General features: G+C 65.4%; 16 protein-coding genes. 4 read left to right on the top strand and 12 right to left on the bottom strand.

Annotation, left to right across the window (positions count from 1 at the left end):
- Positions 1-70: 70 nt before the first annotated feature.
- Positions 71-892 (bottom strand): helix-turn-helix domain-containing protein, encoded by an 822-nt coding sequence (locus E8M01_RS14060; RefSeq protein ID WP_136960681.1) that lies wholly within the window; start codon positions 890-892, stop codon positions 71-73.
- 193 nt (positions 893-1,085) lie between these two features.
- Here E8M01_RS14060 and E8M01_RS14065 point away from each other — a divergent pair, with 193 nt between their 5' ends.
- From E8M01_RS14065 to E8M01_RS14075, 3 genes are all read left to right on the top strand, one after another.
- Complete coding sequence (locus E8M01_RS14065; RefSeq protein ID WP_136960682.1) at positions 1,086-1,418, top strand: NIPSNAP family protein; 333 nt, start codon at positions 1,086-1,088, stop codon at positions 1,416-1,418.
- The gene (locus E8M01_RS14070; protein ID WP_136960683.1) at positions 1,415-2,074 is read left to right on the top strand and encodes a hypothetical protein; all 660 of its coding nucleotides are present in this window, start codon (positions 1,415-1,417) and stop codon (positions 2,072-2,074) included. The genes E8M01_RS14065 and E8M01_RS14070 overlap by 4 nt, the downstream gene beginning before the upstream one ends.
- A gap of 259 nt (positions 2,075-2,333) precedes the next feature.
- The gene (locus E8M01_RS14075) at positions 2,334-3,281 is read left to right on the top strand and encodes a Bug family tripartite tricarboxylate transporter substrate binding protein (protein ID WP_136960684.1); all 948 of its coding nucleotides are present in this window, start codon (positions 2,334-2,336) and stop codon (positions 3,279-3,281) included.
- Positions 3,282-3,536: 255 nt separating this feature from the next.
- On the opposite strand, the gene E8M01_RS14080 is transcribed toward E8M01_RS14075, so the two are convergent.
- A complete protein-coding gene (locus E8M01_RS14080; protein ID WP_136960685.1) occupies positions 3,537-3,980 on the bottom strand; it encodes a MarR family winged helix-turn-helix transcriptional regulator in 444 nt (147 codons plus the stop codon).
- Positions 3,981-4,125: 145 nt separating this feature from the next.
- On the opposite strand from E8M01_RS14080, the gene E8M01_RS14085 reads away from it, so the two are divergent.
- Positions 4,126-4,836, top strand: coding sequence for an alpha/beta fold hydrolase (locus tag E8M01_RS14085; RefSeq protein WP_136960686.1), 711 nt, complete (start codon positions 4,126-4,128; stop codon positions 4,834-4,836).
- A 93-nt stretch (positions 4,837-4,929) separates the two neighbouring features.
- Here the strand turns inward: E8M01_RS14085 and E8M01_RS14090 are convergent, their stop codons facing one another.
- The 10 genes from E8M01_RS14090 to E8M01_RS14135 all read right to left on the bottom strand — a co-directional run bounded on the left by E8M01_RS14090 (position 4,930) and on the right by E8M01_RS14135 (position 12,543).
- Positions 4,930-5,115, bottom strand: a complete 186-nt coding sequence (locus E8M01_RS14090) for a hypothetical protein (protein WP_136960687.1) — start codon at positions 5,113-5,115, stop codon at positions 4,930-4,932.
- A 13-nt stretch (positions 5,116-5,128) separates the two neighbouring features.
- Entirely contained in the window at positions 5,129-5,539 is a 411-nt protein-coding gene (locus tag E8M01_RS14095; RefSeq protein ID WP_136960688.1) for an SRPBCC family protein, read from the bottom strand.
- A 23-nt stretch (positions 5,540-5,562) separates the two neighbouring features.
- Positions 5,563-5,988 (bottom strand): DUF1801 domain-containing protein, encoded by a 426-nt coding sequence (locus tag E8M01_RS14100; protein ID WP_136960689.1) that lies wholly within the window; start codon positions 5,986-5,988, stop codon positions 5,563-5,565.
- A 100-nt stretch (positions 5,989-6,088) separates the two neighbouring features.
- Positions 6,089-6,610, bottom strand: coding sequence for a DUF1801 domain-containing protein (locus E8M01_RS14105; protein WP_246088806.1), 522 nt, complete (start codon positions 6,608-6,610; stop codon positions 6,089-6,091).
- Between the two features lie 29 nt (positions 6,611-6,639).
- On the bottom strand, positions 6,640-6,963 hold the full coding sequence (locus E8M01_RS14110; protein WP_136960691.1) for an ArsR/SmtB family transcription factor: 324 nt from the start codon (positions 6,961-6,963) through the stop codon (positions 6,640-6,642).
- A gap of 174 nt (positions 6,964-7,137) precedes the next feature.
- On the bottom strand, positions 7,138-8,148 hold the full coding sequence (locus E8M01_RS14115; protein ID WP_136960692.1) for an ABC transporter ATP-binding protein: 1,011 nt from the start codon (positions 8,146-8,148) through the stop codon (positions 7,138-7,140).
- Entirely contained in the window at positions 8,141-9,121 is a 981-nt protein-coding gene (locus E8M01_RS14120; protein WP_136960693.1) for an ABC transporter ATP-binding protein, read from the bottom strand. Before E8M01_RS14120 ends, E8M01_RS14115 begins: the two co-directional genes overlap by 8 nt.
- A complete protein-coding gene (locus E8M01_RS14125) occupies positions 9,118-9,939 on the bottom strand; it encodes an ABC transporter permease (RefSeq protein ID WP_136960694.1) in 822 nt (273 codons plus the stop codon). Before E8M01_RS14125 ends, E8M01_RS14120 begins: the two co-directional genes overlap by 4 nt.
- Positions 9,940-9,949: 10 nt before the next feature.
- Positions 9,950-10,885 carry an ABC transporter permease gene (locus E8M01_RS14130; protein ID WP_136960695.1) on the bottom strand — a complete coding sequence of 312 codons (936 nt, stop codon included), beginning with the start codon at positions 10,883-10,885 and terminating at the stop codon, positions 9,950-9,952.
- A gap of 80 nt (positions 10,886-10,965) precedes the next feature.
- Entirely contained in the window at positions 10,966-12,543 is a 1,578-nt protein-coding gene (locus E8M01_RS14135) for an ABC transporter substrate-binding protein (protein ID WP_136964633.1), read from the bottom strand.
- Positions 12,544-12,682 lie beyond the last annotated feature (139 nt).

Raw genomic sequence — 12,682 nt, forward strand, 5'->3', positions numbered from 1 at the left:
CGCCAAAACCATCATCCACCAACTCTTGCCGCGACCATCCGGTCGGGCCGGGTCAATGGCTTCAGGCAGTTCAGCTATTGAGGTGGGACACACGCCGGTATTCGCGCGGCGTAAAGCCGATCTTGTTTTTGAAGAAGCGCGAGAAGTGTCCTGGCGCGGCGAAGCCGAGATCAAGAGAAATGTCGCTGGCCGGCCGATCGGTGCCGATCAGCTGCTCAATCGCGTATTCCACCCGTAGCGTGTCGTTGTAGACGCTGGGGGTCATCCCCATGCTGGCGCCAAACTGCTCAAAGAAGCGTGACCGAGACAGGCCGACCGACTGCGCGAGGACATCAAGATTGTGCGGCTTTGCCGGTTCCGCTCGCATCAGGCCGACGGCTCTGCGAATGCGGCGGTCGACCGCCCTGGGCTCGATGGGGGTGAGATCGGCCGCTGAGTTCGCCGAGAGCACCCGTTGGAGCAGCTCGAGAATGTCTGCTTCCAGCTCGTCTTCGCCTGCCGGCATCGCAGCATCGGCAATGGTCGCGGCGATCTTGGCGACCAGTGCCCGCATGGGGGTGTCGACGGTCGCCGACTGGCGATTGAACGGGCGCCGAGCCAGGAAGCTGCCGCCACGCACGAGCCAGCCGGCTTCCAGGTAGAGCGCCAGGATGGTGATGGGGGGATCGTTGACATCCCGCCAGTTGGCGTGTGGCACCCAAGGATTGATGAGCACCATTTCATCATCGGTGATCGGGCAGAGCGCGCCGTTGACCTGGTAGGCGCCGTCCTTGCCATCGACCTTGATCAGCGCATGCACATGCGGATGGGCGTGGACATGAACGGGCTGGTTGGTGCGGAAAAGCGTCACCCGGCCGAACAGGCCCTGATGGACGCCGATGACGCCGGTCATGCTTCCTCCTTCGCCTGCTCTGTCTGGCAAGGCTTTCCCGGCATCATCCACTAAATCGGACGGAAAGGTAAGTTACCGGACACGACGGTAAGCCGCCGATGCGGCCGACCTGTACGATCCCTGGCGAATAGCGGCGCCCTGCTTCGGTTCAGAGGGCCTCCTGAGCATCTCTTCGACCCGGAAATGACGCATCATGATCGTAGAGGAAAGAATTTATACGCTGATGGCCGGGAAGGTAGCCGACTATCTCAAGGTTTATGAGAACGAGGGTTTGGCCATCCAGAAGGACATGCTCGGAACTATGGTCGGGTATTTCTCAACGGAGTTCGGTCCACTCAACCAGATCGTGCATCTGTGGGCCTATCGCGATCTTGCCGACCGGGAGACCCGTCGGCGCCGGCTGGCCGCCGGTCCCGGCTGGCAGGCCTATGTGGCGAAGATCCGCCCATGGGTGGTGAACCAGGAGAACAAGCTCCTGATCCCGGCCGCTTTTTCCCCGAAGCTGATCCATGAGGATGCCGCATGACCACGCCCGCCATGGAACTGAGGCTCGTCGAGGACGTGATCGCCTCGGGAGCGCGGCTGTCATTGCCGAACGATGGCGTCCATCGTGTCTGCTATGTCGTTCACGGGGAGATCGAAGCCGCTGGCACCTCCCTGCGCGACGACCAGGCGATCCTGCTGCCCGGACCTGCCCAGGTGAAAGCGGCAGCAGCCGGCGCGACGGTCTGGCGCTACGAACTCGCGCCCGAGGCAGCGCGCGTCGTCCCGTTGTCGACAGAAGCGGGCGTCACGCGCGAGAAGTTGCGCCGGCGCATTGTCTGGCCGGTCGCCGACGAGATCCTGATCCGCGCCGACAGCGTCTCCTTCCCGCCGGGCGGCTGCGCCTACCTGCACACGCATCAGGGGCCAGGCATCCGCTGCCTGATCGATGGCGGCATCCGCATCGACACCGCGGGCCATTCGGCAAGCTTCGGTCCCGGCGCCGCATGGTTCGAAAGCGGCCCCGATCCCGTCTTCGCACAGGCGGCGGGCGATCGTGCCAGCCGCTTCATCCGCGTCATGGTGCTGCCGGCCGCCCTCTTGGGCCGCAGCTCCATCGCCTATGTCAACGCGGAAGATCGCGAGAAGCCGAAGTCGCAGGTCTACACGGGCTACGTGGACCAGATTGTCCGCGCCTGACCGCCGGAGCCGTTGCGGGAGCGACGCATGTCGAGCTCATCGAAAGTGCGGGGAGGCGGCCGTCGGCCCTGGCATCGGCAAAGGCCTCGCTGATCGAAATCATCGTCGAGCCGGAGGCGCTGACGCCGAGACAGAGCTTCAGCGAGATTCGCAAGGCCGCCCGGTCGTCAAGAAGCAGTCCCGAAGACTGCCGCGCAGGAAACAAGATGGAGGAATCGTGATGGACATTCGCCGCAGAACCGCTCTTGCCGGCCTCGCCATGATCGCCGCCGCCGGCCTCGCCGGAGCGCCGGCCATGGCGCAAGGCGCCTATCCCGAACGACCCATCCGGGTCATCGTGCCCTTCGCCGCCGGCAGCGCTTCGGACATTGTCGGACGCATCGTGCTCGAGAAGATGGCGGATGATCTCGGCCACCGCTTCGTGGTGGAGAACCAGGCCGGTGCCAGCGGCAATCTCGGTACGGCGGCCGTGGCCCGTGCAGAACCGGATGGCTACACGATCCTGGTCTCGGCCTCCGGGCCGCTGGCAGTCAATCAGTCGCTCTTTCCCAGGATCGGCTATGATCCGCTGGCCGACTTCGAGCCGATCTCGCTGATCGCCACCCTGCCGAACGTCATCGTGGTCAATGCCGACCAGCCGCTGCGATCGGTGTCCGACCTCATCGCCGCGGCCAAGACGGAACCGGGCAAGCTGCACTACGGCAGCATCGGCAACGGCAGTTCGCAGCATCTCGCGGCCGCCTATTTCGAGCAGGTCACCGGAACGCGCATGGCGCACATTCCCTACCGGGTGACGGGACAGCTCGTGAGCGACCTCGTCGGCGGACAGTTGCAGGTCTCCTTCCAGCTCATCCCCAATGTGCTCGGGCAGATCCAGGGTGGTCAGCTGCGCCCCCTCGCGATTACCGCAAACAAGCGTTCCGAGGTGCTGCCTGAGGTGCCGACGGTCGCGGAGGTCGGCATGATCGGCTACGAGGCCTATGGCTGGTTCGCCATGCTCGCGCCGAAGAACACGCCAGCTCCGATCGTCGCGCGCCTGCACGCCGCCTACATGAAGGCCATGTCCGATCCCGCGACGCGCCGCCGGATCGTCGAGGTCGGCGCCGAGCCGGCCACGTCGACGCCAGCGGAGTTGCGCGCATTCATGCAGGCCGAGGCCAGGAAATGGGGCGACATCATTCGCGCCAACAATATCAAGCCCAACTAGACGGCGTTCCAAGCGGCCCGGCCGAGCCCGCTGGATCGTTCGAGGATCGCAGCCGAATGAGGGACGGCCCGGACGCGCTTCAATGGGGGCGGATCAAACCCGCCCCGCTACCCCATGATTCACCGGGCAATGGCGATTGGACGACGTGTCGCTTTGGCGGCGCCAACGTGAGGCCGAAGCCGATATCCGATCCCGATTTTGCCGGTGACAGCTGCGATCCCCAACGGGCTGATGGAAAGAGCCCGATGCGGTTTGTCAGGTGGTCGCGTCCCGCATCCCATCCCGCAGTTTCTGCACCTTTTGGTTCAGGTCGATCATGTCCGGCACGGTGAAACCCGAATGCTTCAGCAGAGCATCGGTCAGGCAGCCGGTTTTCACATGAAGATCGCGGCCCTTCGCGGTCAGGTGGACCTGCACCTGCCGCTCGTCCACCACGCTGCGCTGCCGGCCGAGAAAACCCGCCGCTTCCAGCCGCTTCACCGCCGGCGTGATGGTGCTGGGCTCGAGACCCAGCCGGTCGGCGATAACAGAGATCGTCAGGCCGTCCTTTTCCCACAATGTGCTCAGGACCAGATACTGCGTGTAGGTGACGCCCAAGGCATCGAGCATCGGCTTGTAGGCCCGGTTGATGGCGATCGAAGCCGAATAGATCGAGAAGCAGAGTTGGCTGTCCAGCGGCAGCGTGGGGGCGTCGGGCATCAGGGTCTCCAATGGGTGCCGCAGGTTCGGCATCGCGAAAAATGATATCGCGATAAAAAAGAGCTTTACAAGGGAATCGGATGTCCGTATAGGATGATTATCGCGATAATGATTATCGCGGAATCAAGCCCAAGGGAGATCCGAAATGACCAGCATCCTCAGCACCTCCGCCTCCGTCGCCAAGAATGTCGTGCTTGTTCATGGCGGCTTCGTCGACGGTTCGGGCTGGCAGGGCGTCTACGACATTCTGAAGAAGGACGGTTACAACGTCACCATCGTGCAGAATCCGACCACCTCGCTTGCCGACGATGTTGCGGTCACCAGGCGTGCCATCGCGCAGCAGGATGGACCGGTCGTTCTTGTCGGCCACTCCTATGGCGGCGTGGTCGTCTCCGAAGCCGGAACCGCCGAAAAGGTGAAGGCTGCCGTCTATATCGCGGCTTTCGCGCCGGACCAGGGCGAGTCGGTCTCCACCCTGATCGCCAACCCGCCGGCTGGCGCGCCCGTGCCGCCGATCATGCCCCCTGTCGACGGCTTCCTCTTTCTCGACAAGGCGAAGTTCGCTGCCTCCTTCGCGGCCGATGTCGACCCCAAGACCGCGGCCTTCATGGCCGACTCCCAGGTGCCGTGGGGTGTCGAAGCGCTGACCGGCGCCGTGACCGTCCCGGCCTGGAAGACGAAGCCGAGCTACTATCTGGTTGCCGCGGACGACCGCATGATCCCCCCGGCGGCCCAGCGCATGATGGCAGAGCGTGCCGGTGCGACGGTTGTCGAGACCGCCGGTAGCCATGCGGTCTATGTCTCGAAGCCCGAGGCGGTCGCCAGGCTCATCGCGCAGGCCGCCGAAGCGAAGTAAAGGCGATAACCGATAGGCGCCCCCGGACGCACCGCGCCCGGGGGCTTTCGCGTTCGAATGCGCGAGGACGGTGCGCTATCGTCAGCCTGCGGATCACGAGAGGATGAAGCGCAGCAGCGCCATGGATAGCGCGCCGATGGCAATTCCGAAAAAAGAGCGAACCACACCCGATAGCCGGCCAGCCACAGGCCTGATGCGGCCAAGTGCCCGCACCAGCCCGGCTTGCGCGCCCATGATCCCGATCTCGGCGCGGTTCACCCCCTTCGACGCGCCGGGCAAGTCCCGGCTCACATCAATCCATCCGCGCCAGGGTCTGCTCGAGGTTTGCCAGGAACTGCCGCCACCCGGCCTTGGCGCCCTGATAGGCCTGCCGCTGGTCCGGCCGGAAGCCCGATTGCTCCATGCGCAGATGGGTCCCCGCGCTGGTCGGGGTGAGGGTCCAGGTGACGACGCTCTCCAGGCCATAGGCCGCCCAGGTGTAGGACAGCGTCTTGTGCGGCTCGACCGCCATGACCTGGCAGTCGACCGCGCCCCAGTCCGCGCGAAGATTGAACCGGTGGTCGACGACCGGCATGAAATCGTTCTTCATCAGCCACTCCTCGATCAGGTGTGGCTGGGTCAGCGCGCGCCAGATCTTCTCCGGCGGAAACGGGATCTCTCGTTCGACGACAACGGACTGGGTCTCGGTCGCGTGCTGGTTCATGGGTCTATTCCTTTTCGAGGAGATCACGTCCGAGGGCGGGCCCGGCCGGCCCGCGCTGACGTGTTCAGGGCCGCGGCGGCGCGAATGAGCGCTTTCAACGCCGCTTCATCGATCGTGTCGCCTTCATGGAAATCGATGGCACGCCTGGTATTGCTTTCGAGGCTGGCGTTGAACAGGCCTGAAGGATCCTCCAGCGCGGCGCCCTTGGCGAAGGTCAGCTTCACCGCAGTCTTGTAGGTCTCACCGGTGCAGATCATTCCGGCCTGCGACCAGACCGGAACGCCCCGCCACTTCCACTCCTCGATCACTTCGGGGCAGGCCTGCTTGATGAGATTGCGGACCCGGGCGAGCGTCTCGCCCCGCCAATCTTTCAGCTCGCCGATGCGCGCATCGATCAGCTCCGAGGCAGAGACGTCTGCTTCCTGTCCGTCCTTGGCGTCGCTCTTCATGCTTGCTGTCGCTTTCGTCCTGGTTGTCGTCGCTCACCCGCATGTGCGGGCTGATGATCCGGCGTCCGCTCACGCCCCGCAGCCGCCGCGCATTGGTCGCTCACATTCGCTCGCCGGGCAACTGGCTGGCTTGCTGCACCCAGGCGGCGAGCTGCGCTTCATCGAGCTGGTCGTGCTCATGGATGTCGAGGTAGCGGGTGTCCTGGCTCTTGGATGCGCCGGGCGGGACAGGGCGCAGCGACGCGCCGCGGAAGAAGGCCAGCTTGACGTATTTCGCGAAGCAATGGACGCCGAGGAACCAGCCCTGGCCCTCGACGCCATAGAGCGGCGAGTTCCATTTGACCGCCTTGTGCACGCCGGGGACGGTGCGCGAGATGAGCGCGTCGAGGCGGCGCCCAACCTCGCTTTTCCAGCCCGGCATGGCCGCGATATAGGCCTGCACGGGGGCGTCGCCATAACCCTTGGCGATCTGCGGATTGCCGCCCGCGAGCAGGGCCGGCTTGGCGGCCTTGTCGGATTGCGGCTCCGGTGCCGTCTTGCGCGGCTTGGCCGCCGTCGCGGCGGCCTTCTTTGCGACCGTCTTGGCGGCCTTCGCCGGCGTCTTGGGCGTCCTCTCGACAATGACGGAGAGCGTTTCGATTGCCGCCTTGCTCATTGGTCCATCCTCTTGAGCAGATCTTCCAGGTCGTCGAACCGGTTTTGCCAGAAGCCGGCCATTTGGCTTGTCCAGTCGATCAGTGGGGCGAGCGCGCCGAGCTGCGCGCTATAATGTGTGTGGCGACCTTCGTGGCGGTCGCGCACCAGGCCGGCCAGTTTCAGCGCGCCGAGATGTTTCGAGACGACCGGTTGCGAGACCCCGGCCCGGGCCGTCAGATCCCCGACCGTCTTCTCGCCTTCGCGGCACAGCCGTTCGAACAAGGCCCGCCGGGTTGGATCGGCGAGCGTTTTGAAGAGCACATCGTGAGCCTTTGACATTTGGGATCGATACCCCGCTGGCTATTGATCGACCAATAGCTACAGAGCTATGTGTCTGTCAAGCAGGGACATCAACGCGAGCTGATTGCATAGTCAATCGACTATGTGTCAGCCGGTCATGAACGCCGGGTCGTGGATGTGAGCGCTGCCCGCATGGGCAATCGCGGCACCCGGTCAGGCGCTCGCGGCCAGCGGCGCGTCCTGCCTTATCTCGTGATAACGCCGGCAGCGCACCCGATGATCAGGCGCGACCTCCTCGAGCGCCGGCGTCGCCGTCGCCCGGCACAGGTCGCGCGCCTCGGGGCAGCGCGGATGAAAACCGCAGCCGGCCGGCAGGTTGAGCGGGTTGGGCAGCTCGCCGGTGATCTTGGTGCCCCGGCTGCGCTTGAACGGGTCGGGAATCGCGGCGATCAGTGCACGCGTATAGGGATGCCCCGGCCGCGTGAAAATGTCTTCCCAGGCGCCGGTCTCGACGATCCGGCCGAGATACATCACCGCGACACGGTCGCTCATGTGCTCGACGACGCCGAGGTCATGGCTGATCATGATGTAGGAGAGCCCGAGCGTCTCTTTCAGTTCGAGCAGGAGATTGATGATCTGCGCCCGGATCGAGACGTCGAGCGCGGAAACCGGTTCGTCGAGAATGACGATCTGCGGCTCGAGGATCAGCGCGCGTGCGATGCCGATGCGCTGGCGCTGGCCGCCGGAAAATTCGTGCGGATAACGTTCGGCCGCCTCCGGGCGCAGGCCGACACGGGCCAGCATGCCCTGGACGCGCGCGTCGATCTCGCTCTTCGCCGTCACGCCGTGGAGGCGCAGCGGGCCTTCCAGCGTCGCGCGCACGGTCTGGCGCGGGTTCAGCGACGAATAGGGATCCTGGAACACCATCTGGGCGACCCGGGCGCGTGCCTTGCGGTCCATGCCGGCGGTTCCGAGTTCGTGTCCGCCGACCACGATGCGGCCTTGCGTCGGCGGCTGCAGCCCGAGGATCGCGAGCGCCAGCGTCGACTTTCCGCAGCCGGACTCGCCGACCAGGCCCAGGCATTCGCCCCGCTTCAGCGCGAGATCGACGCCGTTGACGGCGTGGACGAGGCGCCGCGGTCCGCCGAGCAGCCCCCCGCCGAGCGGGAAATGAACCGTGAGGTTCTCGACCTGCAGGATCGTTTCGGCCGATCGTTCAGACATGATGATGGCACCTCACGAGACCGCCATTGGCCAGGGGGGTCACCTCAGGATCCTGGCGCACGCACAATTCGGTGCTGGCATGGCAGCGCGGATTGAAGCGGCAGCCATCCGGGAAAGCCGTCACCGGCGGAACCACGCCGGTGATCTCGGCGAGCCGTTGCTGGCCATGGGCGGAACGCGCGCCGAGCAGCGGCAGCGAGGCGACGAGGCCGCCGGTATAGGGATGGCTCGGGGCCTGGAAGATCTCGTCGGCCGAGCGCTGTTCGACCAGGCGCCCGGCATACATGACGCCGACCCGGCTGCACATGTTGGCGATCAGCCCGAGATCGTGGCTGATCATCAGCACGGCGGTGCCCTTGGCGGCCGACAGGTCGCGGATCAGGTCGAGGATCTCGGCCTGCACGGTGACGTCGAGCGCCGTCGTCGGCTCGTCGGCGAGCAGGAGATCCGGCCCGCAGGCCAAGGCGATGGCGATCATCACGCGCTGGCGCATGCCGCCGGAGAGCTGGTGCGGATAGTCCTTGACCCGCCGCTCGGGCGCCGAAACCCGGACACTCGCGAGCGCATCGACGGCCTGGCGTTCGGCCTCCTTCCAGCTCGCCCCGCGATGCAGCACGAACATCTCGGCAATCTGCCGGCCGACCGGCAGGAGCGGGTTCAGCGCCGTCATCGGCTCCTGGAAGATCATCGCGATCCGGTCGCCGCGCAGTTTGCGCGCCTCGGCCGATGGCAGGTCGCGGATCTCGCGGCCGTTGAAGCGGATGCTGCCGCCGCCGATGCCGAGCGGGGCTTTCAGCAATCCCATCAGGGCCAGGCTGGTAATGCTCTTGCCGCAACCGGACTCGCCGACCAGGCCGAAGGTCTCGCCCCGGGCGATGCTGAACGAGACATCCTGCACGGCCGGGTATTTCCGGTCCCCGATGGTCAGGTCGATCCGGAGGTTCTCGACCTCAAGCAAGGCGTCGCCGGTCATGACCGCCGGCTCCGCGATTGCGGGTCGAGAATGTCGCGCAGGCCGTCGCCGAGCAGGTTCAAGCCCAGCACGGTGACGAAGATCGCCAGCCCGGGGAAAACCGAGATCCAGGGCGCCGTGGTGATCTGGTCGCGCGCGTCCGACAGCATGCTGCCCCAGCTCGGGAATGGCGGCCGGATGCCGAGGCCGAGGAACGACAGCGTCGCCTCCGCCAGCACCGCCCCGCCGATGCCGAGCGTGGCGATCACGATGATCGGGCCGAGCATGTTGGGCAGGAGCTGGGTCAGCATGATGCGAATGTCGCCATAACCGAGCGTCTTGGCCGCCTGGACATAACCCTGGCTCTTCAGCGACAGGGTCGAGGCCCGTGCCAGCCGGCAGGTGAACGACCAGTTGGTCAGGCCGAGAGCGATCAGGAGGCTGGTCAACCCCGGGTTGAGGATCGCCATGATCGCCAGGGCGAAGATCAGCGAGGGGATCGACAACATCATATTGGTCAGGCCGCTGACGAAATCGTCCCACCAGCCGCCCCAATAGCCCGCGGAGACGCCGAGAGCCACGCCGATCACCGTATTGATCAGCTGCGAGACGATGCCCACCGTCAGCGAGATCTGGGCGCCGTAGAGGACGCGGCTGTAGATGTCGCGGCCCTGCGCATCGGTGCCGAACCAGAACTCCTTGCCCGGCGGCAGTTCGGCATTCATCAGATCGGCGTCCAGCACCGGGTCGGTATGGGCGAGCCAGGGCGCGAACAGCCCGGCGACCACCACCGTGGTCAAGGCGACGCCACCGATGATGAGACTGACATTCAGCTTCATGGGGCCGCCCTCAGCTATATTTGATACGCGGATCGATCATCGCGCACAGCACGTCGACGATCGTGTTGATCAGGAGAAACAGCAGGACGATGAACAGGATCGTGCCTTGCACGACCGGGATGTCGCGCAGGGTCACGCTGTCGACCAGCAGCGACCCGAGGCCCGGCCAGGCGAACAGCTTTTCGACCACCACGGCCTGGCCGATCACCGATCCGAACTGCAGCCCGATCGTGGTCAGCACGATGACCAAGGCATTGCGCGCCAGGTGCCATTGCACCACGCGGCGCTCGCTCATGCCCTTGGAGCGGGCGGTGCGGACGAAATCGGCGTTCATGATATCGAGCACCGCCGCCCGGGTGGTGCGGGCGAGCAGCGCGAGCGGCGCGACGCCGAGCGTCACCGCCGGCAGGATCAGGTGGCTGAGACCGCCATTGCCGTAGCCGAAACTCGGGAACCAGCCCAGTTGCAGCGCGAACAGGTACATCAGCAGCAGGCCGAGCCAGAATTTCGGCAGCGACAGCCCGGAAACGGCGCCGATCATCGAGACGGTGTCGATCCAGCTGCCCGGCCGCATGGCGGCGATGAAGCCGAGCGTGACGCCGAAGACCATGGCGAAGAGCATCGCGGCGAAGGTCAGCTGCGCGGTCGGCCAGAGCCGCGCGGCCAGCATGGATGTCACGGATTGCCGCGTGCGGAACGACGTGCCGAGATCGAGCTGGGCGAGTTTGGCGACATATTTGCCGAAGCGGACATAGACCGGATCGTCGAGCCCCAGTTCCTTGTTCATGCGCGCCATGACCTCGGCATCGACGACGTTGCGGCCGTCGTCGCCGAGGCTCGCGGCGAACGTGCCGGGGATCACGCTGAACAAGAGGAAGATCAGGGCCGCGACGGCCAGGATGATCGGCACCGCCTGCAGGAGACGCCGCACAATGAACTGGATCATGAGAGGCTCCACCCGGGCGCTCCGGAACGACGTCCGGGGCGCCGGAACCACAGGTCAGGAAAGGCCGGCCTGGTCGGGGCCTATTTGGCCGGCGAGGTTTCGTCGATCCAGATGTCCTCGAAATTCTGCACCGCGAGCTCGGTGGCGTTCGGTTGCAGCCCTCTCAGCCAGGGCTGATAGGCCATCACCGCCTTGTTGTAGTTGAACCACCACATCGGAACCTCTTCGAGGAGGATGGCATTGGCCTTGCGCAGGTTTTCGGCTCGGACAGCCGGATCGTCGGTCCGGCCGGCCTCGTCCAGCAGCCGGTCGAATTCGGGGTTCTTGAACAGCGCGTAATTGCAGGCCGACTGCGGGGTTGCCGAGTGGAAGCAGCGCAGCGCCGTTGCCGGATCGGGCCCTGAGACCATCGAATACATGAAGGCCTGGAACTGTCCGCTGCGCAGGACCTCGGCCAGCACGGTCGATTCGACCGGCTTGATGGTGACCTTGATGCCGGCCCTCTGGAGCATCGGGATGATCGCCTCGACCACCGGGATGCCCCAGCTTTCGTTCGAGGTCGCGGTGATCTCGAACTCGATGCCATTCGGATAGCCGGCCTCGGTCAGAAGCTGCCTGGCCTTGGCCGGATCAAAGGCATAGGGCCTCAGATTGGCGTCATAGGCGGGCGACGAGATCGGCAGCCAGCTGGTCGCCCGGAAGGCCTTTTCCCTGAGCAGCCGCCTGATGATCAGATCGGCGTCGATGGCGTAGCCGATCGCCTGGCGCACGCGCCGGTCGGCGAAAGGCTTGAAGTTCGGGTTCATGCCGATGACCCGGGTGAACACCTCGGGGACCTCGAGGATCCCCCGCGACAGCTGCGGGTCGGCCCGATAGGCGACATATTGCGCCGCGCCGAGGATGGAGGCATCGATCTCCCGGCTGCGGAACGCGACGTCGCGCGCGGCGGCTTCGCCCATGATCGAGATCACCACCCGGTCGGCATAGGGCCTGCCGGCTTTGTAGAACCGCTCCCAGCGCTCCCCGACGATGCGTGATCCCGGGACATATTCGACGAACTTATAGGGACCGAGGCCGATCGGCCGGGCGGCGAAGCTCTCGCTATTGCCCTCGCCCACCGGATAGATCGAGGTCACCGCCTGGTAGAAATTGAACCCCGGCTCGATCCGTTCGGTCAGCGTCATCTCGAGCGTGAAGTCGTCGATCTTGCGCAAGCCGGAGATCTCCCGCGCCTGGCCCTTTTCGACCTCGATCGCCCCTTTGATCAGGCGGGCGTAGCGCGCGCCCGGAAAGGCCTTGGCGCCGTCCATCAGCCGGGTATAGGTCCAGATGATGTCGTCGGCGGTCATCCGGCGGCCATTGTGGAAATAGGCGTCGTCACGCAGCTTGAAGGTATGGACGAGGCCGCCGCCCGAGACCGTCACCTCCCTGGCGAGTTCGAGCACCGGCTTGTTGGCGGCCGCGTCCCAGCTATAGAGCGTGCGGTGGATGGCGCGCGCCCAGATCTCGTCCTGCGAGCGCGGCGTGGTGTGAATGTCGAGACTGGCGAAGCTCGAGCCGTAAGGCGCGGTGAACCGGATCGTGCCGCCCCGGCGCGGCGTCTGCGCTTCGGCGGCGTCGGCCAGAAGGCCCGCTGCCCCCAAGCTCACGGCCCCCATCACGGCGGCAAGCGTGGTCGCGATAACCCATTTCTTCAGCACGGCTGATCCTCCCCGGTCTTTTCTGGCGTCGTTTCCCCGGCGACCGGTGGTCCGGCCGCACTTTTTTGTTGTGGCGACACCGTAGAGCCTTTGTGCC

The organism is Phreatobacter stygius (assembly GCF_005144885.1).
In the GTDB taxonomy this organism is placed as follows: domain Bacteria; phylum Pseudomonadota; class Alphaproteobacteria; order Rhizobiales; family Phreatobacteraceae; genus Phreatobacter; species Phreatobacter stygius.